The organism is Sphingobacterium bambusae (genome assembly GCF_033955345.1).
Classification (GTDB): Bacteria; Bacteroidota; Bacteroidia; order Sphingobacteriales; family Sphingobacteriaceae; genus Sphingobacterium; species Sphingobacterium bambusae.
Map to the genome: position 1 here is coordinate 4,058,757 of NZ_CP138332.1, position 26,552 is coordinate 4,085,308.

General features: G+C 45.5%; 21 protein-coding genes. 15 read left to right on the plus strand and 6 right to left on the minus strand.

The window, feature by feature from the left end; all coding sequences use genetic code 11:
• Nucleotides 1–131: 131 nt before the first annotated feature.
• The 8 genes from SCB77_RS16850 (at nt 132) to SCB77_RS16885 (ending at nt 13,056) form a co-directional block, all read left to right on the plus strand.
• The gene (locus tag SCB77_RS16850; RefSeq protein ID WP_320183168.1) at nt 132–1,223 is read left to right on the plus strand and encodes a Gfo/Idh/MocA family protein; all 1,092 of its coding nucleotides are present in this window, start codon (nt 132–134) and stop codon (nt 1,221–1,223) included.
• Nucleotides 1,224–1,318: 95 nt separating this feature from the next.
• The gene (locus SCB77_RS16855) at nt 1,319–1,537 is read left to right on the plus strand and encodes a DUF4287 domain-containing protein (RefSeq protein ID WP_320183169.1); all 219 of its coding nucleotides are present in this window, start codon (nt 1,319–1,321) and stop codon (nt 1,535–1,537) included.
• Nucleotides 1,538–1,739: 202 nt separating this feature from the next.
• Complete coding sequence (locus SCB77_RS16860; RefSeq protein WP_320183170.1) at nt 1,740–3,461, plus strand: patatin-like phospholipase family protein; 1,722 nt, start codon at nt 1,740–1,742, stop codon at nt 3,459–3,461.
• Nucleotides 3,462–3,880: 419 nt separating this feature from the next.
• Nucleotides 3,881–6,703 (plus strand): TonB-dependent receptor, encoded by a 2,823-nt coding sequence (locus tag SCB77_RS16865; protein ID WP_320183171.1) that lies wholly within the window; start codon nt 3,881–3,883, stop codon nt 6,701–6,703.
• Nucleotides 6,704–6,747: 44 nt separating this feature from the next.
• Nucleotides 6,748–8,199: a hypothetical protein gene (locus tag SCB77_RS16870; RefSeq protein ID WP_320183172.1), complete on the plus strand. Its 1,452-nt coding sequence runs from the start codon at nt 6,748–6,750 to the stop codon at nt 8,197–8,199.
• A gap of 69 nt (nt 8,200–8,268) precedes the next feature.
• Nucleotides 8,269–8,847, plus strand: a complete 579-nt coding sequence (locus SCB77_RS16875) for a hypothetical protein (protein WP_320183173.1) — start codon at nt 8,269–8,271, stop codon at nt 8,845–8,847.
• Between the two features lie 177 nt (nt 8,848–9,024).
• Nucleotides 9,025–10,866 (plus strand): glutamine--fructose-6-phosphate transaminase (isomerizing), encoded by a 1,842-nt coding sequence (glmS, locus tag SCB77_RS16880; protein ID WP_320183174.1) that lies wholly within the window; start codon nt 9,025–9,027, stop codon nt 10,864–10,866.
• Nucleotides 10,867–10,872: 6 nt separating this feature from the next.
• Nucleotides 10,873–13,056 (plus strand): DUF4954 family protein, encoded by a 2,184-nt coding sequence (locus SCB77_RS16885; RefSeq protein ID WP_320183175.1) that lies wholly within the window; start codon nt 10,873–10,875, stop codon nt 13,054–13,056.
• 7 nt (nt 13,057–13,063) lie between these two features.
• Here the strand turns inward: SCB77_RS16885 and SCB77_RS16890 are convergent, their stop codons facing one another.
• Complete coding sequence (locus tag SCB77_RS16890) at nt 13,064–13,936, minus strand: DUF4886 domain-containing protein (RefSeq protein ID WP_320183176.1); 873 nt, start codon at nt 13,934–13,936, stop codon at nt 13,064–13,066.
• Between the two features lie 196 nt (nt 13,937–14,132).
• Between SCB77_RS16890 and SCB77_RS16895 the strand changes: the two genes are divergently transcribed.
• Genes SCB77_RS16895 through SCB77_RS16905 form a run of 3 tightly spaced genes read left to right on the plus strand, consistent with a single transcriptional unit; the run spans nt 14,133 to nt 17,088 of the window.
• Entirely contained in the window at nt 14,133–14,789 is a 657-nt protein-coding gene (locus SCB77_RS16895) for a protein-L-isoaspartate(D-aspartate) O-methyltransferase (RefSeq protein ID WP_320183177.1), read from the plus strand.
• Nucleotides 14,790–14,849: 60 nt separating this feature from the next.
• Entirely contained in the window at nt 14,850–16,655 is a 1,806-nt protein-coding gene (locus SCB77_RS16900) for a MutS-related protein (RefSeq protein ID WP_320183178.1), read from the plus strand.
• A gap of 28 nt (nt 16,656–16,683) precedes the next feature.
• Nucleotides 16,684–17,088 (plus strand): acyl-CoA thioesterase, encoded by a 405-nt coding sequence (locus SCB77_RS16905; protein ID WP_320183179.1) that lies wholly within the window; start codon nt 16,684–16,686, stop codon nt 17,086–17,088.
• 13 nt (nt 17,089–17,101) lie between these two features.
• Here the strand turns inward: SCB77_RS16905 and SCB77_RS16910 are convergent, their stop codons facing one another.
• The 4 genes from SCB77_RS16910 to SCB77_RS16925 form a co-directional block, all read right to left on the minus strand.
• Complete coding sequence (locus SCB77_RS16910; protein WP_320183180.1) at nt 17,102–18,181, minus strand: NADH:flavin oxidoreductase/NADH oxidase; 1,080 nt, start codon at nt 18,179–18,181, stop codon at nt 17,102–17,104.
• A 22-nt stretch (nt 18,182–18,203) separates the two neighbouring features.
• A complete protein-coding gene (locus SCB77_RS16915) occupies nt 18,204–18,578 on the minus strand; it encodes a DUF779 domain-containing protein (protein ID WP_320183181.1) in 375 nt (124 codons plus the stop codon).
• Nucleotides 18,579–18,705: 127 nt separating this feature from the next.
• On the minus strand, nt 18,706–19,722 hold the full coding sequence (adhP, locus tag SCB77_RS16920; RefSeq protein WP_320183182.1) for an alcohol dehydrogenase AdhP: 1,017 nt from the start codon (nt 19,720–19,722) through the stop codon (nt 18,706–18,708).
• A gap of 90 nt (nt 19,723–19,812) precedes the next feature.
• Entirely contained in the window at nt 19,813–21,315 is a 1,503-nt protein-coding gene (locus tag SCB77_RS16925; protein WP_320183183.1) for an aldehyde dehydrogenase family protein, read from the minus strand.
• 194 nt (nt 21,316–21,509) lie between these two features.
• Here SCB77_RS16925 and SCB77_RS16930 point away from each other — a divergent pair, with 194 nt between their 5' ends.
• A complete protein-coding gene (locus SCB77_RS16930) occupies nt 21,510–22,397 on the plus strand; it encodes an AraC family transcriptional regulator (protein ID WP_320183184.1) in 888 nt (295 codons plus the stop codon).
• 6 nt (nt 22,398–22,403) lie between these two features.
• On the opposite strand, the gene smpB is transcribed toward SCB77_RS16930, so the two are convergent.
• Nucleotides 22,404–22,859, minus strand: coding sequence for an SsrA-binding protein SmpB (smpB, locus tag SCB77_RS16935; RefSeq protein WP_320183185.1), 456 nt, complete (start codon nt 22,857–22,859; stop codon nt 22,404–22,406).
• A 357-nt stretch (nt 22,860–23,216) separates the two neighbouring features.
• Between smpB and spt the strand changes: the two genes are divergently transcribed.
• The 3 genes from spt to SCB77_RS16950 are packed head-to-tail and all read left to right on the plus strand — an operon-like array spanning nt 23,217 to nt 26,543.
• The gene (gene spt, locus SCB77_RS16940; protein ID WP_320183186.1) at nt 23,217–24,425 is read left to right on the plus strand and encodes a serine palmitoyltransferase; all 1,209 of its coding nucleotides are present in this window, start codon (nt 23,217–23,219) and stop codon (nt 24,423–24,425) included.
• A 4-nt stretch (nt 24,426–24,429) separates the two neighbouring features.
• Nucleotides 24,430–25,551 (plus strand): hypothetical protein, encoded by a 1,122-nt coding sequence (locus SCB77_RS16945; protein ID WP_320183187.1) that lies wholly within the window; start codon nt 24,430–24,432, stop codon nt 25,549–25,551.
• Complete coding sequence (locus SCB77_RS16950) at nt 25,548–26,543, plus strand: NAD-dependent epimerase/dehydratase family protein (RefSeq protein ID WP_320183188.1); 996 nt, start codon at nt 25,548–25,550, stop codon at nt 26,541–26,543. The genes SCB77_RS16945 and SCB77_RS16950 overlap by 4 nt, the downstream gene beginning before the upstream one ends.
• Nucleotides 26,544–26,552 lie beyond the last annotated feature (9 nt).

Here is a 26,552-nt window from a genome sequence, read left to right on the forward strand (position 1 = left end):
CAAACGGGCATATGATATGCGCAGGTTGCCTTGTTTTTAGGCCAAGATATAGATTGCGTAACCCTATGGGGCAAATAAAATGCTATATTGTAAGTCTTTTGTAGACGGTGTATATTTAAGCAAGCTAGCATATGATAAAAGCAAACATGTTGACTTTCATGTTCATCATGGTTTCCAGCGTCGTTTTGGGGCAGGAACCGCTTAGACTGGCTGTTGCCGGTCTTAGTCATGGACATGTAGATTGGATATTTAATAGACAGCATAAAGGTGATGTGAAACTGGTAGGCATCTTCGAAACCAATCCTGATTTAATTGATCGCTATGCAAAGCGCTACCATATAGATAAGTCTTTGTTTTTTACCGATATGGAAAGCATGCTCGATCAGGCAAAGCCGGATGCCGTTTCTGCATTTGGAGGCATCAGTGAGCATGTGATGGTCGTTCGGGTCTGTGCGCCAAGGCAGGTGCATGTGATGGTGGAGAAACCGCTAGCGACGACTTTGGATGAAGCATTGGAAATACAGGAGCTTGCAAGTAGGCACCACATCCACGTGTTGACAAATTTTGAAACCTCTTGGTACGAAAGCAATCAACAGGCGAAAGTTATGCTCGATGCCGGCAAGTTGGGCGAGCTACGAAAGGTGACGGTGAACGACGGACATCAGGGGCCTAAAGAAATAGGAGTAAGCAAAGAATTTTTTGACATACTGACCGACCCGAAACGAAACGGAGCTGGAGCCCTTGTTGATTTTGGCTGCTATGGCGCCAATTTAATGACGTGGCTGATGGCTGGGCAAAAGCCCCTTTCGGTTACTGCTGTCGTTCATCAAAATAAGCCACATATCTACACCGAGGTGGATGACGAAGCAACAATCATCCTGCAATATCCGACGTCTCAATGTGTAATCCAAGCATCATGGAATTGGCCTTTTTCCCGTAAGGATATGCAGGTGTATGGTACGAAGGGTTATGCGACCGCTGTCGATGCGACAACATTACGCTACCGCCTCGACGAAGGCGCTGCAGAGGAATCAAGGATACTGCCTGCACGCAAACCTCCTTTTGACGACCCTTTTGCCCTGCTTGCTGCCGTTGTCAAGGGTACCGTGCAGCTGGAGGAGTTTGACTGTTATGGTTTGCCCGTTAATGTTGTTGCGGTTGCTATTTTAGATGCAGCAAAAAGATCTGCTGCTGAACAAAAAACGATATATCTAGAAAAATAAGGGATAGGCTGATGCATTTGTCGCTGGCTCTTCGTTTGCGAAGAAAAATGAAATGATTAACTTCGTTATACCATTATATAGTAAACGCGAACATTATGTCTTTCCAAGCTTATATTGACAATATTCATCAAAAAACGGGCAAGACGCCTGAAGATTTTAAACAGCTCGCCACCGAGAAAGGATTTATAGTCGATGGCGAATTGAATAAATCTGTGAAAGCAACCGAAATCACCAATTGGCTGAAGAACGACTTTGAACTGGGGCATGGACATGCCATGGCCATCTATGCCACCTTCAAAGGCAAAACGAGTTAATCCCTACTACGCTGACACTTAAAGGATAAAATCATCCGTCGGTTGGATTCGTTAGCGTCGAGCTATGATGGTGTGCTTTAAACTGTTGATTTTTCATTAAGTTGTGACTATTTTCTGTTTTTTATTGCTCCTTCTACTTCGTTTTCCTATATTGCGTCGTGGTTAAATTGCCTGCAATTTTTTAGTTAAAAAATACGGATTAATGGTTGAAAATCAGAAGTTCAAAATCTGCCTAACAATGGCGGGAGCGGTATCTGCCGGCGCTTTTACGGCAGGTGTTGTGGATTATTTGTTGGAAACGATGGAATTGTGGGAGAAGGCGAAGCAAAGAAATAAAGCATTGGGTATAGGGCATGTTGACTATGATCATAGTCTGCCAATGCATGAGGTAGAAATCGATGTGATCAGCGGTTCGTCTGCTGGTGGTATTACCGGTGCGTTGACCATGCTCAATCTGGTCGACCAATCTTACCGGCCGGTGAACAAGGATAACCCTAACGGAGTGAACAACCGTTTTTATGAAAGCTGGGTGAATATGGCGGACGATCAAATAGAAAATACCTTTGAAAAGATGCTCGCCAAGAGCGATTTGAAGAAGTTGAAGAAAGGAGACAAGCCCGAGGCGCTCCTAAATTCAGATCCTATCGATGCCATTGCAGATCGTGCTTTGCAGTTAAAGGAGCCTATCGCTTATCCGCCTTACATTGCCCCCGATTTGGACCTTATCCTAACCACCACCAATTTACGGGGTATGAACTTTCAAATTGACTTTGGCGGCTTCAAAAAGGCAGGCCCGGTAATCACCAGCCACGCTGGCTTTTTTAGGTATAAACTGGCCCATGAGCAGCGAGCCGCAGGGATTCCTGCGGGCGATGATCTCTACTATGTGCTCGATCTGAAAAATCCACAGGACATGAACTACCTCAAGGAAGCGACATTGAGTACTGCGGCCTTTCCCATAGGCCTGAAGTCCCGTGAGGTGTCTATCGCTCAGGAATTCGTCAATCGCTATCCCAAGTATCTCTTCGGCGAACGACAAGGTGTAAAGCCCTTGGTGCGTGAAGAGGAGGTGTATCGCTTTAACTCTATCGATGGTGGATTGATCAACAACGAGCCGTTTGCCATAGGACTGAAGGTGTTGCGCGAAAAAAATCCAGCGTTGGACGATCGCTATGCCGTCGTCATGATAGACCCTTTTCCAAATAGCGATCACGATGTGGATGAAGTTAATCCGCGCCCTGATCTGATCACGGTGGCAAAAGGAATGTTCAAATCTTTGCGCAATCAAGCGATGTTCAATCAAGATGGCATATTGGATGCCATCGAGGGACGAGACCACACGAAATTTCTCGTCGAGCCCGTACGGAAAATGAAGCTGGGCAAGGTGATTAGTGCAGTCAAAAATCACTTGGCATCGGCCCCTTTTAGCGGATTTGCCGGATTTATGCAGCGATCGTTTCGCGAGCATGATTACCACCTGGGGCGCTTGAACTGCCAAGCCTTTTTACGCTATTATTTTGCAGTGCCAGAAACGGATGTTCAACACAAACTGGGGCTGGTGCCACATGATAAAGCGATGGATCGCTTCGCTATTTTCGAACAGCAGTTTGATATCAATAGCCCTCGGTTTTTTCCGATTATCCCTGACATTAGGGTTCTTAAAGCACGCACAAATGAGGTCGACGAGGCCATGTTCGGTGCGGACGCCCAGTTGGATTTTCTAGATTTTCCAAGAATGGCGGAGAGCGACTTTAACAAACGCTATCGAACAGCGGTTAGAAGACGCTTGGAATCGGTGCTGAACAGTATTGTTGGAAATTTTTGGTTTAAAGCCTTGAATAGGCTCTTCCTTCGCCGTCGTCTGGCAGATGGCTTAAGCGATATGATGCTTAAAGCACTTCGGGACAATGGTCAGATAAGTTAAGCACCGTTTACCTCCATTTCTCTTTAAAATCAGTAACCCAGTGTAGCTTTGGTTACTGATGGATTGCGTGCATAGCAGGTGCACTTGCTACATAATGCTTGGTCTATGGCTTTTGATTTAGGCAACTGATGGGCGCTACCTAAGCTTTTTTGGGTTCTGCTCTTCTGCAGTGACGCTTGATTATTAAAACTTAACATTGCTTCATACTTTAAATAATCAATAGGCCACTGGTCTGCTGCACTGCTGTGTTACGGCTTGTGCTTTAATTCTTGTTTTTTTTATTACTTATGATTAATTATATCATTTTTTGAAATATAATTTGTCTCATTGAGAAATATATTTATTTTATAACATTCTATTAATATTCCAATAATAGTCTGCGTCTACTTTTGGTTAATTGATTAAATAACATAATTTTCATGAAACCAAAGGTTCTTGTATTTATCTTTTTTACATGGCTAACAAATTTTTGTTTAGCACAGACAGGTGTGTTAAAAGGGAGGGTGACGGACTTAACGGGAGGGAAGGTTGTCGAAGGGGTAACAGTCGCTATCGCCAATACAACTATTACCACATTGACCGATAATGAAGGCTTTTTTACATGGAATGCGCTGGAGCCTGGGGTGTACAGCATTATTTTGTCTTATGTCGGCTATCAGAAGTTGACCGTCCGAGATGTACTTATACAGGCTGATCAAGTCGTTACGCTAGAGCTGGGTCTAAGTCGTGAGGGAAAAGAGCTTGATGAAGTCGTTGTAGAAGCAAAACAGCTCGCTAATACGCAAACTGCAGTTATTGCAGAGGTAAAAAAAGCCCATCAAGTTGTCAGCGGAATCTCACAGCAGCAAATTAAAATTTCACAAGACCGGGATGCAGGACAGGTCATGAGCCGCATTCCCGGCTTAACCATTGTCGATAATCGTTTTGTCGTTGTGAGGGGTTTACCAGAAAGGTACAACCAAGTGATGTTTAACAATGTAATCGCACCAAGTTCGGAGGTAGATCGACGTACATTTTCCTTTGATTTGATACCGAGCAATGTCTTGGACAGGATCATGATCAACAAATCTGGTGCTCCTGAAAATCCCGGCGATTTTTCTGGAGGCTTGATAAAGGTATACACAAGCGCTCCAACAAATGAAAATTTTACCATATTCTCTCTAGGGGCCAACTACCGCGTTGGAACAAGTTTCAAACCCTATGTGTACAACCGCATGTCTGGTACCGATATGTTCGGTTTCGATAATTCGGATAGACCTTTGCCCAGTTCATTTCCATCGACTTTGACCTTGCGAAATTCATCCCTCAACGATCCCATTCGAGTCTCGGCACCACGCCTGCTCAATAACGATTTGAGTACACGTCAAGTGACCGCGATGCCTGATATCAATTTTGGTGCAAGTATGGTGCGAGTCTGGAATTTTAAAGGTCAACGCTTAAGTTTGCTGACCGCATTGAATTATGCGCAATCGTTCGTCTATTACGAGCGCGAATTCGCACGATACCTCACGCAAGATGCTGCCAATCCTACAGCTGCGCTAGAACCTCGGTTTGCATATATGGATCAGCGCTACGAAAAGGAAAATCGCATCAGCGCCCTAGCTAATTTAACCTACGTCTTTAATCCATACCATAAAATTGAGCTTAAGTCATTGTTTAACCAGATCGGTGAAAATATTAACCTTGTTCGAAGCGGGGTAGACTTTATACAGTTTCAGGAGAATGCACGTAGGAACTATATGTACCAATATCGCTCCCGCACTATCGCGACGGAGCAACTGGAAGGGACGCATCGTTTTGCTGAAGGACGATCGACACTCAATTGGGTGTTGGGGTTAAACTACCTCAATGAACAACAGCCTAATCTACGTCGATTTAGGACGATGGACAACGCCGGTGACGCTAACTACAGTATGATTATCCCTCCAAGCTCCAATTTAGTGGAGACGGGAACTTATCACGGCGATCTCCGTGAGATCGGGATAAACCATGGGGTGAATTTCACCCAGCAAGTCGGTCATTGGGACGACGATATGCCAATTTTATTGAGAGCAGGCTACATGTTGGACTACCGCAATCGTAGATTTGGTTCTCGTTATTTCTCTTATCGCGGGGCATCCGGGGTGAATACGGATACCTACGCCAACTTGCCGCTAAATCAAATTTTTGTAGATGATAATTTTGGCTCGGATGGATTCATTATCGAAGAGGGCACTTCGCCAAGGGATAGCTATGACGCTCGTAACTTTTTGTCGGCAGGGTACCTCGGTATAGAACTACCTTTGGGCGACTTTTACCTATCGGGCGGGGTACGAGCCGAATACAACATCTTATCGCTCAACTCAGCTCTAGACAATGGGATACCGGTTAACGTTGATAACCCTATTTTTTCGCCCCTGGGATTCCTAAATATAGAATATAGCTTTAACGATATGCATAAAATGCGTGGAAGCTACGGAAGAACGGTAAATAGACCGGAATTCAGAGAGATCGCTCCCTTTCTCTTCTATGATTTTGAGTTTGATGCAGGCCGCTATGGTAACCCCGATCTGCAAACAGCCAACATAGACAACTTTGATCTACGGTATGAATTTTATCCAAGAAATGGAGAGACGATCAGCTTGGGGACATTTTACAAGCGCTTTACAAATCCTATTGAAACAGCCATCTTACTGCAGGGAGGCGATAATCCGGCATTCACATTTACCAATGCAGCGGGCGGAGCCTATAGCTATGGCTTGGAACTGGAGCTGAGAAAATCCTTGCGTGGTTGGACGAGCAGTACGTTTATGGATAAGCTTAGTATTAATCTGAATGCTTCGTTGATAAAATCGGAAGTTGATTACGGTACATCGGAAGACGTGGTTGCTCAAGATAGGATACGCCCTATGCAAGGGCAATCGCCTTATGTTGCTAATGTTATCCTCGCCTATCAGGATGAAGAAAAGGGCTGGCAAGCGAGCGCCGCTTACAATGTGATGGGCGCACGTATCTACGCAATAGGCAGCGTGCAGTTTCCGGCCATTTATGAGCTGCCCAGAAATGCCGTAGATATTACCATCACGAAAAATATCAAACAGCTGAGCATTAAGGCCGGTGTGCAGGATTTATTAAATGCTCCTTATCGATTCTATCAAGACACCAATCGTGATCAGCGTATCGACAGGGAAGTGGACGATGTCATCTTCCACTTTCGAAAAGGGCCTTTGTGCACGCTGGGACTAACGTATACGCTGAAATAGCAAAATAATATAAACAGTATCATACATTCTAAAAAAGCAAAATCATGAAATTTGAAATTCTACTGAAAGCGAAAAGCAAACAAGCAGCATTGATGCTGTTTGCCGTTGCCGCACTGGCTGTTTCAGCCTGTAGGTCTAACGACGATCCGCAGCCGATTGGGCCGGAAGAGGACGAGTATGTGCTGTTGTCTGGTAATCTACCGACACAAACCCTTTCCGCGAGCAACAAATATTTGCTGTCTGGTCAGGTATTCGTACGGGAGGGACAGGTGTTGACGATCGAACCGGGGACTATTATCGCTGGAGAGCGTTCTTCGCGCGGTACATTAATTGTCGACCGTGGAGGACGTATTATGGCTGCGGGAACAGCAACACAGCCTATTATCTTTACCTCCAACCAAGCGCCGGGCGATCGAGATCGGGGCGATTGGGGAGGAATTGTCCTGTTGGGTCGCGCTCGTGTCAATCTGGAGAGCCCGAGCATCGAGGGGATTACACCCGCGGTGCAATATGGAGGAACAGATGATGAAGATAACACGGGCGTGATGACATACGTACGCGTGGAGTTTGCTGGTATTGAATTGACACCGAATAACGAAACGAACGGCATTACCTTGGGAGCTGTAGGGCGTGGAACAACGTTCAACCATATCCAAGTATCGTATGGTGGCGACGATGGAATAGAGTGGTTTGGTGGAAGCGTCGATGGCGATCACCTTATCGTTTTTGGGACTTGGGATGATTGCTACGATATTGACAATGGTTTCTCCGGAAATCTGCAGTTCGGCCTATCGATTCGTTATCCTAGCTATGCCGACCAGTCGGAATCTAACGGCTTCGAGTGGGACACCGATGGAGATAATAATTTAACGCGTTTCAAGACTACAGCTGTATTTTCGAACTTTACGATTATCGGCCCCGCCATCGATGGCAATGCGATTAGCGGTAACTACCGTTATGGTGTTGACTTAAGACGTAACGTTGCGGGATCTATCTTCAATTCGGTGTTTGTGGGCTTCCCCAATGCGATACGTATGAACCAAGCTTCGGTATTCCCGAATTATGTGAACAGCAATGTGGATAATGGGGATCGTGGAGTTATCGCTAACAATATCTTCTATGCTAGAACAGCAGGGGCGGTTTCCAACAATGCCGACTACCCGGCGGCCACCGTACAGTCTTATCTAGCGGCAAATGAAAATACGGTGCAAGCGGGAGCTGATTTCCAAACAGCAGCGGCCTACACAGCACTTGGAATTAATCCACAGTTGCTTTTCGGAACTGGCCTTCGTATCCTGACGCAGTACCCAAGTACACAGAATTTCGCTGTGACCACCGGAACAATCACAACGGGCGCGAACTTCGATTATCCAAAATTCAGAGAAACGACTCGCGCAGGTAAGTTTGATACAAATGTGGCGTACCGGGGTGCATTTGGTGCGACCGATTGGACGCAGGGCTGGACAGAATTTAATCCAGTAATGGCATCCTATTAACCCTATTTTTTATTTAGCTAAGCAAGTGCATGTTCATGCGCTTGCTTTTTTTCTTTATCGATATATCATATGAAAAGAATTGTTGTTGAAATGCTGTGTAGCCTCGTTGTCTTGATGACAGCGGGTTGTACGGTGGCCGATCCTTATCTTCCGGCAAATCAGCTCAATGAAAAAGAACAGGCCGAATTTAAATATGCTATTGTTCGTTTTGCCGGCTACTTTCCAAAGGGTGCTAATCAAGGAAGTAAATTGGAAGGCCGTTTTGATAGTGCTTATCGTGCACAGGCGAATCTGCTACAGCTAGATAAATATTTTATAAATGAGAAAGACGGTTATATATACTTTGAACTGTCGCGTATAGCGCCGAGTTTCAAGAAAAAATATGTAGCGACAGGTGGTCGACTCAAGCGGGATGCCGCGGGCATTGTAAAAGAGTACGAAGAAATATACCGTACTTGGAAGATGGAAAGACCCCAGCTCCAGCAAAAAACCAGACTGTTTTTCGCTGCTATGGTTGCTGGTGAGGATCTATCACCCTATTATACCGATAATATTGGTGACATGGAGCATATCGAGTTTCCAGATCGAAATACCTATTACGATAAAGAAAATAGAAAATGGGAAACATTGCCGCCCAAACAACAGTAGCGCTCCAACAAAACGTAAACGGAGTATCGATCTGCACACCAAAAATATTTTCATCTATTTGTGTAACATGGTAACGGTCAGGTGCATGTTTTTCGATAAAAAATAGGTTAGTCAACCGATTGCATAGTATTTTTTGTTTTATATTTACCCCGTTAGCAAATTAAACTTAGAACATTTATGTGTGGAATCGTTGGCTACGTAGGTAGCAACTTAGCCTATCCGATCTTGATTGACGGATTGAAAAAATTAGAATATAGAGGTTATGATAGCGCCGGTGTGGCACTGCACACGGGCAACTCCCTAGAAGTTTATAAAAAAGAAGGTAAGGTGGCCGTACTCGAGGAATTTGTGTATGGTAAAAATATTCAGGCGACGGTAGGTATCGGGCACACGCGTTGGGCCACGCACGGCGTTCCTTCTGATCGGAATGCTCACCCACATTATTCCAACTCGGGCAATATCGCGATGATCCATAACGGCATCATCGAAAACTATGCCCAGCTGAAAAGTGAACTACAGCAAAAAGGATATACATTTAAGAGTGATACAGACTCGGAAGTACTGTTGAATTTCATTGAGGATATAAAAATCAACAACGAATGTTCGCTAGAAGAAGCGGTGCGCGTGGCGTTGAAACGCGTGGTAGGAGCTTATGTGATCTTATTGATCGATAAAGATTTACCCGACACCATCATTGCCGCGCGAAAAGGAAGTCCGTTGGTTATCGGTATCGGCAACAATGCTCATTACTTAGGCTCGGATGCCTCGCCGATGTTGGCCTACACGAAGGAAGTGGTTTATATCAATGACTACGAGCTGGCTATTGTGCGACCGGATGAGTTGATCCTTAAGAATTTGGGGAATGAGCGCGTCACACCCTTTGTGCAAAAGCTGGATATCGAGTTGGCAGCGATAGAAAAAGGAGGTTACGACCACTTTATGCTGAAAGAGATCTTTGAACAACCGCAAACCATATTCGACTCCTTGCGTGGGAGGCTCGATGCGGAACAACAGCATATCACCTTAAGCGGTGTGGACAAGATCAAGGATAAACTGATGGAGGCCAATCGCATCATTATCGTTGCCTGTGGCACCAGCTGGCATGCCGGCCTCTTGGCAGAATATGTGATTGAGGAGCTTTGTCGTATCAATGTGGAGGTGGAATATGCGTCGGAGTTTCGCTACCGAAACCCGATTATTACGGATAAAGATGTTATTATCGCTATTTCGCAAAGTGGCGAAACAGCCGACACCTTGGTTGCGCTCGAGAATGCCAAGAAACAGGGTGCAACGATCTTTGGCTTGGTAAATGTCGTCGGCTCTTCCATTGCCCGTCTGTCCGATGCAGGTGCTTATACCCATGCTGGACCGGAAATCGGGGTGGCTAGCACCAAGGCTTTTACCGCGCAGTTGGCGGTACTCTATCTAATTGCGTTGAAAGTAGCGCGGGATAAGCAGACCATCGATCAAACGCTTTTCAATAAATTATTGGCCGACTTGGCCAAAGTGCCGCAATTTGTGCACGATATCTTGGAAGAGCAAGATGCTGCAATCAAGGCTGTAGCACTTAAATACGCGGACGCCCGTGACTTCCTGTATCTGGGCCGAGGCTTTAATTTCCCGATTGCCCTAGAAGGCGCTCTGAAATTGAAGGAAATATCCTATATCCATGCCGAAGGCTATCCTGCAGCGGAGATGAAACATGGGCCTATTGCCTTGGTGGATGAAAACCTGCCGGTGGTTTTTGTGGCGACAAAAGACAGCTACCACGAAAAGATTGTGAGCAATATCCAAGAGATCAAAGCGCGCAAGGGGAAGGTTATTGCCGTGATATCGCAGGGCGACAATATCGTTGCCGGATTAGCAGATGATGTGATGGTGGTGCCGCAAGTGCATGAGGTTATCGCTCCTTTGCTTTCTGTTGTTCCATTGCAACTGTTATCTTATTATATAGGTGTGCACCGAGGTCTCGATGTAGATAAACCGCGTAATTTGGCGAAATCGGTAACTGTTGAGTAAGCTTCTATGTCGAAAATTGAAAAAAAGAAACTTACCGAACTAGGCTATAATTTTATACCGGAAGCTTATCTGCAGAACGGGGATGAATATATCTATCGAAATAGGCAGTTTCGCTCGACGCATGCTTTTAGGCAGCTGACCGATGCAGAAATAAAACGCCTGTTACAGAACGATAACTTTGCCAGCAATTGGCAGGATATATGGGTTACCGATCGTTTCTTGCCGGAGCAGATACAGAACAGCAAGTTTTATGGTATGGTGCGCATCGGTGATATGGACGAGGTTTATCTCGATTTCCGTGACCTTCGGCTGCCCTGTGGTATTTACAATTCGACAGTCCTGAGTTGCGACTTTGGCGACTGCGTTGCCGTACACAACGTGCGCTACATGTCCCATTTTGTTGTTGGCAATGAGGTGATGCTTGCTAATATTAGCGAAATGGAGACCAGCAGTAGTGCCAAGTTTGGAAATGGCATGTTGAAAAAAGGGGATGTGGAAGAGCGACGGATACGGCTGGAGTTATGCAACGAAAATGGAGGTCGATCGGTACTTCCCTTTGATGGTATGCAGGCGGGGGATGTATTTTTATGGTCTCGATATCGGGACGATCATGCATTGCAGGGGCAATTTCAGCAGATGGCGGAAGCACATTTCTGTGTCGAACATGGTTACTATAGTGAAATTGGAGATCGTTCCGTCATTAAAAACACGCATACGATCAAGGATGTGAAAATTGGTTCGGATGCGTATATCAAAGGCGTTAATAAGTTAAAGAACCTGACCATCAATTCCTCTGCAGAGTCGTTCACACAGATTGGTGAAGGCTGTGAACTAGTGAATGGTATCATCGGTTATGGCTGCCGTATTTTTTACGGGGTGAAAGCAGTACGTTTTATCCTTTCCTCGAATTCGCAACTGAAGTATGGCGCTCGTTTGATCAATTCGTTCTTGGGCGATAACTCGACGATATCCTGTTGTGAGGTGTTAAACTCCTTGATCTTTCCGGCGCATGAGCAGCACCACAACAACTCTTTTCTGTGTGCCGCGGTGGTCAAAGGTCAAAGCAATATGGCCGCAGGTGCTACTGTAGGGTCTAACCATAATTCGCGCGCAGCAGATGGAGAGATTGTGGCAGGTCGGGGCTTTTGGCCCGGTCTCTGTGTTAGCTTAAAGCACAATTCGCGCTTTGCATCGTATACATTGATTGTCAAAGGCGATTTCTTGCACGAGCTCGATATCAAGTTTCCTTTCTGCCTGGTAAGCAACGAGGTGGATACCAATAGGCTGGCGATTTTGCCCGGATATTGGTTCCTGTACAACATGTACGCGCTAATGCGTAACACCTCGAAGTTTCAATCGCGCGACAAACGCAAGTTCAAAAACCAATATATCGAGTATGATGTACTGGCACCGGATACCATCAATGAAATGTTCGATGCCCTGCATGAAATAGAAGGTGCCGTCGGAAAAGCATTTGCTCCCGAGGGTACAGCGTCGGAGGCATGGCCGCTCATGGGGCGTCAATTGTTGTTGTCGAAAGAGCCCTTGCCCGCGCAGCCGGTGTTGCTGGACAATGTGGAGTTTTCTAAACGCAAGGTCGTATTGGTTAAGCCTAGAGAATCCTACTTGGTATACCGGCGAATGATTCGCTATTATGCATCGCTCGAGCTTATACAGTTTTTGGACACAAGTGCATCACTGGATGCATTTTGGGCTGCTATCCGTGGGACAGCGGGTGGAAGGGAGCAGTTCGAGAATATTGGTGGACAGTTGGTGCCGCGCGTTAAACTGGATGCGCTTCTTGATCAGGTGCGTGCTGGAGAGGTTTCGGCTTGGCAGGATGTACATGAGCGCTACCATGTGTGGAGCCGCGACTATTTGCAAGATCGATTTGTGCATGCTTTGCATGCTATGGCCGATATTGAAGGCCTTGCCTTAACTGATTGGCATGCTGCTTTCTTGCGGGAGCTATTGGTTGATGCCGTTGAGACAAAAAGATGGATATGCGCCGAGATTGAAAGTGCGCGGGCCAAGGATTACCAAAATAAGTTTAAGCAGATGGTCTACGAATCTTATGCGGAGATGGAAGAAGTGGTCGGTAAATTGGCTGATAATGACTTTATCAACAAGGAAAAAGTAGCGCTGAAAAATTTTGAAACGACTATCGAAAGATTGTTAAATAAGCTCTAGGGTATCCCTAGAGCTTTATTTTTGTGATTTTAAAAGGTTTTCTGACCGCGGCATGGGCGGCACGTTTCGCGATACGCGCTTGCAGATCCGTAACGTTAGCCGGTTTGTAGCTGTTTTTACGGACATCTTCCCCAAAGAGCTCCTCAAACCATGTACAGGCCGCCGTGAACCGGCCATAATCCAGCTGTAGATGGTAGCCATCCCGGGTATAGTTGTCGCCAATAGAGCTGCTACGCCCGTTTTGTATGGCCGTGCCGGCGGGGATAATTTTTTTGAAGTAGCCAAGCTGCTTCACGCTTTTGGAGGCATCTACAATAGCTTGATACATTTCAGATTGTTCATTATGGTAGTTCTTAAAACCCTCGTGCTTGGAGTCTTTTTGGTAGGCCCAGGTTTGATGATACACAAAGCTTGGCGCAGGCGCTACCTTGTCGCGCACGTATTTGACCAGTTCGGGTAGGCTTTCCGCAATACTTGGATACTGTCCGGACAAGGGGCTCGCCTGTTGAAAGCTGATGTAGTCCCAGTCTTCATCCTGTAGAGCTTCGGCAATGCTGACGTCCTTGCGCGTTTTCTTGCTACCATCCAACAGTACTTTTCTGTAGCTGTAATCGTGTGCATCGGCTCGTACATTGTTAACATGGAGCGAGAGTGGAGCCCCACCGATGTAAAGGTTACCAATGACGATCTTCTTATTGGAGGCTGTGGCCAATTCGTGAAGATAGTTTTCAATGCCATCTTCCGAGAAGCTGTTGCCGATGGCTAAGACACGCAATACGCCGTCCGCCGACACTGCCGCCTGTGGAAAGACCAAAAATGGCACGATTAACAAAAAGAAAAATAATAAGCTGTTTTTTATCATGGTATGCTCCTTCTTCATGCTGTTGCAAAATAATGCGCTAGCCACCGTTCTCGAACGGCCTCCCTTGTGGGCGAACGAGTGTTCTTCGTCGCCCGTCGACTGGAATAGCGCATAACGAAGATAGGTAAAGCCTCCCGTTTATACGGCCTTGACCTTAAACATTTTGCATTTTAATGCCCGAAATGTGGCTCAACAATGGTATTTTTGAGCTACAATGGCGTATAAGTTTGTAGATAATTACCGAGAAAAAGGTGCGCGAAAGCAGCTCGTAAACAACTTGGAAAAGCGGGGGATTGAAGATAAACGGGTGCTGCAAGCAATAGGTAAAGTGCCTCGCCATTTTTTCTTCGACGAAACTTTCTGGAACCAAGCTTACCGAGATATAGCCTTTCCTATTGGGGATGGTCAAACGATTTCGCAGCCCTACACCGTGGCTTATCAGTCGGAGTTGTTGCACGTGAAAAAAGGAGATAAGGTGCTCGAAATAGGAACTGGATCGGGGTATCAAACCTGTATTCTTCTGGAGCTTGGCGCCGAAGTGTTTACTATAGAGCGGCAGGAAAGCCTGTACCAACGTACCATTCAGGTGTTGCCCTACATGGGCTATAAACCGCATTTTTTCTTGGGCGACGGCTCGCGCGGCATTCCTGAACATGCACCCTACGATAAGATCATTGTCACGGCAGGAGCACCTTTTGTGCCCGAGCTGATGCTGAAACAGCTACGATATGGCGGTTTGCTCGTCATTCCGGTGGGCGACGAAAAATCGCAGAAAATGGTTACCATCCTTCGGGTGGGGGAGAATGATTTTGAACGCATAGAACTCGATACCTTCCGTTTTGTACCCCTAGTGGGCGACCAAGCCTGGTGAAAATGTAGGTTAAAATAAAATAAAAGCTCGGTACTGCCGAGCTTTTCCTATTTTTATCGCATGATATACCAGCATTACCAAGATCAGGTCAAAAAGTCTACGGAGGAAATTCATCAATTAAATAAAGACATAAACAAAAATAGCTTTGCCCGCTTATTTGTCATTATCGGGGGAGGCGCGCTATTATTCTATAGTTTTCAATGGAACAATGTGCCCTTGGTTTTAGTATTGATGGTCGGCATAGTTTTGCTCTTCGTCTTTCTGATACGGCGGCAGAGCCGATTGGAGAAGAAGCGAGCCGATGCGATGGCCTTTCTGGCTGTCAATGAGAATGAGCTTGCAGTTAAAGATACACGGCAGAATATGTATGATGGAGGACAGGTCTTTGAAGACAATCAGCATCCCTATACGGCAGATCTCGATATTTTTGGTAGCTTTTCCCTGTTTGCTCTTGTCAATAGAGCGGCAACGCAGCTTGGCAACATGACCTTGGCTGCATGGTTTAAGTCGGCAGCTTCGAAGTCGATTATTGAAGAAAGGCAGGAAGCGGTGGTTGAAATTGCCGATGACATCGAATGGAGTCAACAGTTTCAAGCTAGATTGGCCTTTAATCTCACTCAAAAAACGGAAGTTAAATCTTTTCTCGCCCGCTACTTTCAAGATTCCGGACTCGCTTTTGGTGGGCCTTCGCTGAAGCTTTATGTCGCGGCAGTACCCTATATTATGTTGGTGCTCCTGCTACTTTCCATTTTTGTTTTCCCGCTGTGGCCTTATGTGGGCACATTAGCCCTGATCCACTTGCTGTGGACCTTAAGGATGGCTGGTAAAGTAAGCCTCTTTTCGAGCAAGATAGATAAGGTGGGCAAGGTGCTTGGTGCCTATGCCGAAGGATTGGCGCTTGTGGAGCAGAAATCCTTTAAGAGCAGCATGACTGTCGCGCTGCAGGAGAAGCTGCGGGTCAAGGATACCTTGCTTTCCGAAGCCTTTAGGCAGCTGTCGTCCTTGATTGATAATTTGGACGCTCGTAATAACATGCTTGTGGGTGCCCTGTTGAACATGTTTCTGCTGTGGGATTTCAAATACGTCATGAAGATCGTGCATTGGAAAAGTCAATATGAGGCCAATATCTTGGTGGCATTCGATGTGATCGCCGAATTTGAAGCCCTGAACACGCTCGCTGTGCTAAAACGTAACCAGCCGGAATGGACAACGCCGCAGATTTTGGATCAATCCATTGATGCGAAGTTGAGCTGCCGGCATATCGCGCACCCTTTGATTGCTGCGGCAAGCTCGGTGGAGAATGATTACAGCAGTGCGGACCACGATATTGCTTTGATTACTGGCTCTAATATGGCGGGGAAAAGTACCTTTCTGCGCACCGTAGGCATCAATGCGGTGCTCGCTTATGCAGGGGCGGTTTGCTGCGCTTCTTCGCTTAGCCTGCCTATCTATCACCTTATTTCCTACATGCGGATCAAAGATTCGTTGAACGAGAGCACTTCCACCTTTAAGGCTGAATTGGATCGTATGCGTTTCATTTTGCAAACTGTGGAGCGCGACAAGCAGAGCCTATTCTTGATCGATGAGATGCTGCGAGGAACGAACTCGGTCGATAAATATTTAGGCTCGCGAGCCATTATTCGCAAGCTTCTTGCTATGGAGGGCCAAGGTATGGTCGCTACGCATGACCTGCAACTTGCTACGCTCGAAGAGGAATATCCAGGAAAGGTGCAAAATTACCATTTTGACATACAGGTATCCGAAGGAGAAATGTTGTTCGACTACAAATTGAAAAATGGTCGATGCAGCATATTTAATGCGTCGATGTTGTTAAAAGGCATTGGAATTGATGTGGATCAGGCATAATAATACGTATATTAACAGATAAAGAATAATGACAGTAGATGAAAGGATCGCGCTGGCGGAGACCCGCGTGTGCACCACCGTTTTTCCCTTTTTGACGAACCACCACGACACTCTTTTTGGTGGAAAGGCCATGGCTATTATGGATGAAGTTTCGTTCATGGCTGCCACACGCTTTTGTCGTAAACGGCTGGTAACCGTATCCACAGACCGTATTGACTTTGAAAAAGCGATTCCTTCGGGAAGTATTATTGAAGCGGTAGCAAAGGTGGCAAGTATTGGGCGAACAAGTTTGAAGGTGAAGGTGGAGATATATTTGGAAAAAATGTATGAGGAAGGGCGCGAGCTTGCCATTCAAGGAATGTTTACCTTTGTGGCCTTGGATGATGATAAAAAGCCAATTCCAGTCCTTTCAGGACTTGATATCGAAGATTAAACGTAAAGAGGGGCTAACCCCTCTTTATTGTTCCTTTCGCCCGAGCATACTGCTCGGCCCAATCTAAATCCACCGCTAAATCGGTCGCCGCATGGTACACAAAATGTGGATCATCCAAGAAAGCGCGCGCGACCAAGATCAAGTCGGCCTGCTCATTGGCTACAATAGCCTCTGCTTGTGAACCGGAGGTGATTGCCCCGACGGCTGCGGTTAACATACCGCTTTCCTGCTTTATTTTCTCGGCAAAAGGTACCTGATAACTGGGGCCTACATCAATTTTTTGCTGTCGAACGGCGCCGCCCGACGATACATCAATAACTTCGATGCCCTTTTCCTTTAATATTTTGGCTAAAGCAACGCTTTGATCAATGTCCCATCCGCCCTCGGCCCAGTCGCTGGCCGAAATCCTCACCCACAACGATACATCTGCTGTATGCACTTTCACGGCATCGACGATTTCCAGCAGAAAGCGAATTCTGTTTTCGAAGCTTCCGCCATACGCATCCGTCCGCAGATTGACCAAAGGAGAGAGAAATTGGTGGATGAGGTAGCCATGCGCAGCATGAATTTCAATAATTTCGTAGCCTGATTTTACTGCGCGCTGCGCTGCTTCTGCGAAATAGGTTACGATATCTCGGATGTCGCTGATTTCCAGTGCTAGGGGAGGATGATCCTTTTCATGAAAAGGAAGAGCCGATGGGGCAACAGTTTGCCATCCAAATGCGGCGTCGGGTGCAAACTGCCCTCTTCCCTCCCAAGGTCTATTATCGCTTGCTTTTCTGCCTGCATGCGCCAACTGGATGCCTGGGATGCTTCCCTGCGATTTGATAAAGCGGGTAATTTGCTGGTATTTATCGATATGCTCGTCTTTCCAAATGCCCAAATCCCAAAAAGAAATGCGTCCTTCGGGCACGACAGCTGTCGCCTCTTGTATTACTGCTGCCGCTTTGCCGATAGCAAACTGGCCCAAGTGCACCAAATGCCAGTCGTTTGCGAATCCATCCTCGGCGGAATATTGGCACATCGGAGAAACGATCAGCCGGTTGTGCAAGGTAAACCCTGATAGGGGAAAAGCTTCAAATAGTTTTGCCATGAATATATATATCTTTTAGTGTTTATTCGCTACGTTGTACCTCGGGTAGATGAGCCAGTTCTTCTTCCGAAAATAGACGGTAGTGCACCTTAAAAGTTTTCCCCAAGGGTGTTTCTAGGGAAAATCCGCCCGGTCCAAAACCATCCAGTACGTCTAGCGTGAAATGCGCATGTTTCCAGTATTCGAAAAGATCGCGGTCTACCCAAAACTCAAAGCCCTCCACATGTCCGATCAATGCATCGTTCATGCGCGGAAAGTAGCCGCCTTTTTCAAAGCACTGCGGCTGCGTGCCTTCACAGCAACCGCCAGCTTGATAAAACATGAGGTCGCCATGTGTGGCTGCCAAAGTCTGTATGAGGGCTTTGGCTTCGTCGGTTACATCAAGTCGTTCTGTCATCCTCTTTGTTTTTTATAATAAGCACAAAGATTGCACCATCTTACCCCTAAAGTGTAATGCTGATGCAATCTCTTAAAATTGATATATAGTTGTTTTGTTATCAGATGGTAAACCTTCTGTTTTAAGCTTAATTGCTCATGTCAAGTACCATACGGCCTTCTATTTTGCCTTCTTTCATCTTCTGCAATACCTCGTTTACATCCTCTAATTTGGCGGCGGTGACATTTGCCTTGACTTTTCCTTCAGCGGCAAACTCGATAGCTTCCTGTAAATCCTTACGAGTACCTACAATGGATCCGCGGACAGTGATACGCTTCAATACCGTTTCAAAAATCGGTAGATCAAAGCTTCCTGGAGGAAGGCCATTAAGGGCAATCGTACCTTTACGACGCAAGACATCGATTCCCTGCTTGAAGGCTATCGGTGATACGGCCGTAACGAGTGCGCCATGTACGCCGCCAATTTCCTTGTGCAGATAGCTGCCCGGATCGGTTTCTTTGGCATTCACGATTAAATCTGCACCGAGCCGCTGCGCAAGAGCTAGCTTATCGTCCGCAACATCAATCGCGGCCACATGTAGGCCCATCGCCTTAGCATATTGTACGGCAAGATGCCCCAACCCACCAATGCCGGAAATGGCTACCCACTGTCCCGGACGTGTTTCAGTCTCTTTCAATCCTTTATACACCGTGACGCCAGCACACAGTATGGGAGCCATCTCCAAAAAATTGACATGACTGGGCAAATGTCCTACATATCGCGCATCAGCAATAACATATTCCGCAAATCCACCATCCACGCTGTATCCACCATTTTGCTGACTCTCGCAAAGGGTCTCCCAGCCCGTGATGCAATGTTCGCAGCCTCCACAAGCACTGTACAGCCACGGAACGCCCACGGCATCACCTTCCTTCACCGTGTTGACCCCTTCGCCGACAGCGGCTACGTAGCCCACAGCCTCATGGCCGGGAATCAAGGGCATCTTCGGTTTTACCGGCCAGTCGCCGTCAATGGCATGTAAATCGGTGTGGCATACACCACTGGCAACCACCTTCACCAAAATTTGGTTTCTGCCCGGGCGATGCACCGGTACATCTTCGATACGCAACGGCTGTCCGAAATCTCGAACAACGGCTGCTCGCATAGTTTGAGCAATCATAGTATGTACTATTAAAAGATGAAAAAATGAATGAACGATTGGTCGGCATGATACCGACCAATTGTAGTATGCAGATTAGAAAAATCCGAGTTTCTCCTTGTTGTAGGAAATCAACATGTTTTTAGTTTGTCTGTAGTGATCGAGCATCATTTTGTGGTTTTCACGGCCGATACCAGATTGCTTATATCCACCAAATGGAGCGCCAGCAGGGTAGGAGTGGTATTGGTTCACCCATACGCGACCGGCTTGTATAGCACGCGGCACTTGGTACAGTTGATGTGCGTCGCGCGTCCAAACACCTGCGCCAAGACCATAAATCGTATCGTTGGCGATGGCGATTGCTTCCGCTTCGTCCTTAAACGTGGTGACCGCTAGTACGGGGCCAAAAATCTCTTCTTGGAAGATGCGCATTTTATTATGGCCTTTAAACAAGGTCGGTTTAATGTAGTAACCATCTTCAAAACCTTCACCAATATGGTTTTCATCGCCACCGGTCAATACCTCTGCACCTTCTTCTTTACCGAGTTTAATGTAGGACAAGATTTTATCTTTCTGAATCTTTGAGGCTTGGGCACCCATCATGGTATTCGGATCCAGCGGATCGCCGACCTGGATTTTATTGACGCGGTCGATAACCTTGGCAATAAATCGGTCGTAGATGTCTTCCTGAATCAGTAAGCGTGAGGGACAGGTACATATCTCTCCTTGGTTAAGAGCAAAGAGCACGGCGCCTTCGATCGCTTTGTCCAAGAAGGCATCGTCTTGATCCATTACGGAGCTGAAGAAGATGTTCGGCGATTTGCCACCAAGCTCCAATGTCACCGGAATAATGTTCTCCGTGGCATATTGCATCACCATTCGGCCGGTTGCCGTTGAACCGGTGAAAGCTGCTTTTGCGACTTTTGGGTTGGTAACCAAGGTGCGGCCTAGCTCGGATCCGAAACCGTTTATAATGTTCACAACTCCTTCAGGAATTAAGTCTCCGATCAATTCCATAAGAACCATAATCGAAGTCGGTGTGCTTTCGGCAGGCTTTAACACTACGCAATTTCCTGCAGCCAACGCTGGCGCCAATTTCCAAACGGCCATCAAAATAGGAAAGTTCCACGGAATGATTTGAGCCACGACGCCAAGAGGCTCGTTTACAATGATGGATACCGTGTCCTTGTCTAGCTCGTTTATGGCACCTTCTTCGGCGCGGATAACGCTTGCAAAATACCGAAAGTGGTCAATCGCTAAGGGGATATCGGCATTTAAGGTCTCGCGGACAGCCTTTCCATTATCAATAGTCTCTACAGCAGCAATGTAGGCTAGGTTTTCTTCAATACGGTCGGCGATTTTATTGAGCATGATGCTGCGCTCGGTGGCGGACGTTTTGCTAAAGCTTTCAAAGGCTTTGCTCGCCGCATTGACTGCAAGTTCAATATCCTCTTTACTCGAATGTGCTACCTGTGTGAAAACTTTGCCATCTAAGGGCGAAATATTATCGAAATATTTTCCCAGTACGGGCGCTACAAATTTTCCGCCGATGTAATTGTCGTAACGTTCTTTGAACGTTGGTTTTTTAATTGTTCCCATGTTACTTAATTTTTAAAATGGTCTGTTAGCTAAAACAAATTTATATAGGGGTGGGTTTTTACGATAGCATTATCGTGTCAAATAGTAGCATTATGCTGACAAGGATGATTTGACGTTGAAACCGAATTGCTTATATTTGATGGTAACCAATAAATAGGGAGGAATAGCGCATGTTAAAAAGCCACGAACTCAAGATGCTTCCATTAGCTAACAAGCGAGAATTGACAACGCTGGTCGAGAATCGACGTGCTTATACTTTGTCTAACTATGAGCTGAATATTTTTGAAACCTATGAGGAGAGCTCTTTGGTGCCCTTGCAGTTTGATGATTTGGTGATCATCAACATGATAAAAGGCAAAAAAATCATGCACCTGCAGGAAAAAGTTTCTTTTGATTATTTCCCTGGAGAAACCCTGTTGCTACCGGAGTATACACAGATGAAAATAGACTTTCCAGAAGCTCGATTGGAAGCACCAACGCAATGTACAGCAATCACTATCGATGCGGCCAAGATCAGGGAGGTACTCAACTATCTGAATGAATTTTACCCAAAAAAGGACAGTGCTGCAAATTGGAGTTTCCAATTGGATAAATTTCATTTTGCAAATAGTGAAGAATTGGCAAGGCTAACGAACCGACTATTTCAGGTGAGTCTTAGCAGCGACTTATGCAAAGATGCCATTGCCGAACTGGTTTTGAAGGAGCTTATGATTCGTATTATGCAAATGCAGGGCTTGCTGCTGCTGGATGACAATACGACCGCAAAGGGAAATTCTGTTTTTGAAGGAGTAAAGCAATATATCAAAGATAACCTCTGCGAGAAATTGTCCGTAGAGAAGATTGCTGGAAAGGTCGGAATGAGTAAAAGTGTGCTTTCGCGATCATTCAAAAATGAGTTTGGCATCAGTCCCATGGAGTTTGTGATACGCGCACGTTTGCAGCATGCTAAAAAACTGCTCCGACAGGTGGACAGCGTGAAGGAAGCCTGCTTCTCTTCCGGATTTTCGGATCTTAACTATTTCATACGGCTATTCAAGCAGCGAGAAGGACTAACGCCCGGGCAATATATGGGCCGTAGCTAAGATCGGCTAGCGTTTCATTGCCCGGTCGAGCTCGCGTTTGCTTTCCCGTTCTTTTAGCGTTTCCCGCTTGTCAAAGTCTTTCTTTCCTTGCGCCAAAGCGATTTCCACTTTAGCAAAGCCACGTTCACTGATGAAAATACGCAGTGGAACGATGGTGAATCCTTTTTCTTCCCCTTTATCTCTCAATTTTTTCATTTCCCGCTTTGTCAACAGTAATTGACGATCGCGCTTGGCCTCATGGTTGTAAAATGATCCGAACGAATATTCCGCGATATGCATATTGCGGATGTAAAGCCCGTCGTCGAGAAAACTGCAGAAGCTGTCGTTGATATTTGCTTTCCCCTCACGGATGGATTTGATCTCCGTGCCCAACAACCGAATGCCGGCCGTAAACCGCTCCAAAAGGTGGAATTCAAATGATGCCCGTTTATTTTTGATATTGATATTTGCGGATATAGCCATAGATTTTACTGTAAATGGCAAAAATAAAGAAATTAAACTTTTGTAGGACTTTTAATTGCAAACTGTTGGTAATCTCTTAACAATAATTTAATTTTATGATATTCATATGGTTTTTAAATGAGGTTAAATCAATCGAGTTTTGTATGTTTGCAGCGGTTTTTTTTAGGCTGAATGTATACAATATTGATTTTTAATAGTTTGTCAAATTAATTCTTTTTGAGTACTTGACATCATTAAAAATGTAAAATTGTATATTTTTGTTTATAATTATATTTTTGACGTTTAATACGTGAAAGTCAAAAATTAAGTCAGCTTACATTATCGAAATTATATCACAAAAAAAAGAATACCTACAGCATGAGCAAGGGAAAGTTAAGTGAAAGAACGTCTAAGTTCCTAGAGAGTGAACTGGAGCCCATCAAGTCTAATAATCTTTACGCTTATTTTAGACCTATTCAGTCCAAGCAAGATACGGAGGTGATCATTGATGGGAAGCGTGTGTTGATGTTCGGTTCAAACTCTTATTTGGGCTTGACAACAGACGTGCGGATCATTGAAGCTGCCCAAGACGCTCTCGCAAAATATGGTACAGGTTGTGCTGGCTCTCGATTTCTAAACGGAACACTGGATATACACGTGGAACTCGAAGAAAAGTTGGCCAGTTATGTAGGTAAAGAAGCAGCCATTCTATTTAGTACAGGCTTTCAGTCCAATTTGGGGCCTTTATCCTGTCTGACAGGACGCAATGACTATATTCTCTTGGATGAGCGAAATCACGCTTCTATTATTGATGGTAGCAGATTGTCCTTCTCTAAGGTTATCAAATACGCGCATAACGATATGGAGGATCTACGTGCTAAAATGTCCAGATTGCCGGAAGATAGCTTGAAGCTGATTGCGACAGATGGTATTTTCAGTATGGAAGGGGATATCGTTAACCTACCCGAAATGGTGGCCATTGCAGAAGAATATGATGCGGCTATCCTATGCGATGACGCACACAGCTTAGGCGTTATCGGTGATCGTGGTGCAGGTACTTCTTCGCACTTTGGATTGACGGATAACGTGGATTTGATTATGGGGACCTTCAGTAAATCCTTGGCTTCTTTGGGTGGTTTTGTGGCAGCTGATGCGCAAACAATCGAGTACTTGAAGCACCGCGCACGTTCCCTCATGTTTAGTGCCAGTATGACGCCAGCATCGGTGGCATCTACGCTAAAAGCATTGGAGATTATACAAACGGAGCCTGAGCACATCGAAAAATTGTGGGCAAATACCAATTACGCGAAAAAGTTGCTTTTGGATAATGGTTTTGATTTAGGATCGACAGAAAGTCCTATTTTGCCGATTTTTGTTCGTAATAATGATAAGACGTATTATGTTACGAAAATGCTACAGGATAACGGGGTTTTCGTAAATCCAGTGGTTGCACCTGCGGTGCCTGCTGAAGAATCTTTGATTCGCTTTTCGCTAATGGCGACTCACACCTTCGATCAAATTGACGAAGCAGTGGATAAGATGGCAAAAGTTTTCAAAACCGTGGAAGTTGAATCTTTTATGAATTAACGGCATGATCGAGATTATTCCTGTTCAAACAAAAAAGCAGCTCGCTAAATTTATTGATCTGCCGCATGACTTGTATGCAAAGGATCCAAACTATGTACCCGAGCTATTTTTGGGCCAACAGGATTTATTAACCGCTAGTAAGCACCCTTTTTATAAGCATTCGCAGACGCAGGCTTTCTTAGCCTATAAAAATGGTCTATTGGCGGGGCGTGTACTGGCTATTTGGAACAATAACCACAATGCCTTCAATAATGTTTCGGAAGGACAGTTTGGTTTTTTCGAGAGCATCAACGATCAGGAAGTCGCCAATCGTTTGTTGGAAACCGCGGAATCGTGGGTAAAAGAAAAGGGTGGTGATAAAATTGTAGGTCCGATCAACTTAACGACGAATGATACCTGTGGCTTGTTAGTGGAAGGTTTTGACCGTCCTCCAATGGCGATGATGCCCTACAATCCACCGTATTATATAGACCTGATCAGCCAAGCTGGCTTTGCTCAAAAAGTTGATCTAAGGGCTTACTATGTTACGACAGCGACAGCCAACCAACGATCGGTGCTTTTATTGGATCGATTGGAAGAGCGTTTAAAGAGATCGGGAATCGTACTTCGTCAAATCAATCTTAAAGATTTTGACAATGAAGCCAAAAAGATCAAGCAGGTGTATAATAAAGCTTGGGATAAAAACTTGGGTTTTGTACCAATGACAGATGAAGAATTTCATCATACAGCGAAAGATCTAAAGATGATCGTGGATCCCAAATATTGCTTAGTGGCGGAGAAGGATGGTGAAGCCATCGGTTTTGCCCTCGGTATACCTAATATCAATGAGGTGCAAATCAAGATAAAACGAGGTAGGCTATTGCCTTTCGGTATTTTTAAATTGCTGTTTGGATTGAAAAAGATCAAGACCATTAGGGTGTTAATGCTAGGTGTTCTTGATGGCTATCGTAAGTTGGGTATCGAAGCCTGCTTGTATGGGCGCATTATTAAAAATGCCATCCCATCAGGCATCATTGCAGCGGAGTGTTCTTGGATGTTGGAACATAACTATATGATGAACCACGCGATAGAACAGATCAATGCAGACCTTTACAAGCGTTATCGCCTGTACGAAAAAGCATTATGAGAAAGAAAATCTTAGTGACGGGGGCTAGTGGTTTTGTGGGTTCGCACTTGGTAGAATCTGCTGCTGCTGCCGGACACGAAGTGCATGCTGCTGTTAGAAAATCAAGTAACATTTCTTCGATAAAACCGTATGTTCATCAGGTTGTATATCCTGATTTTGAAGATATGGATGAGTTGCGTAATCTTTTCGAGACGCAAAAATACGATTACATTATTCATGCGGCGGCTTTAACAAAGGCCAAATCCGAGAAGGAAATCAACGCGGTAAACGTTTGCATCACGCAGCGCCTATTGGAAGCAGCCTTCCAAAGTACGGTGCCACCACAGCGTTTTGTATTCGTGAGTAGCTTGGCTGCAATTGGTCCGATAGCCTATAACGACGGTGAGCTTACCGACGATGCACCTTACAAACCTGTTACCCTGTATGGACGCAGTAAACAAGCGGCAGAGGAGATGATCAAATCCAAATTCTCAACACAGCCCATTACAGTTATTCGTCCTACGGCAGTTTATGGTCCGCGGGAGAAGGATTTGTTTATTCTTTTCGATACCATGAACAAAGGTTTGGATGCGTATATTGGAAGAGCTTCGCAAAAGTTGTCGTTTGTGTATGTCAAAGATCTGGTTGCTGTTTTATTGAATGCCTGCACGGCGCCACAGGAAGGACTAACATTTTTTAATATTACAGATGGTCAAGCCTATTCCAGGTATGCTATGGCTGACATTTTTAAAGAAACCTTTGCCAAAAAGCTGCTACGTGTGCACGTGCCCTTCGGTATTGTCGCGGGCGTCGCCAAGATCTCGCAATGGCTGTACCGTAATTCGGCGCAGACCCCCGTTATCTATCCCGAGCGGCTTGGCGAATTGACAGCGCAAAACTGGAGTTGTGATATCTCCAGAGCAACCTATATTCTACATTACAAACCAAAGTATAATTTGGCCAATGGCTTAAAAGAAAGTTTACTTTGGTATAAGCAAAATAAGTGGTTCTAAATAGTACCT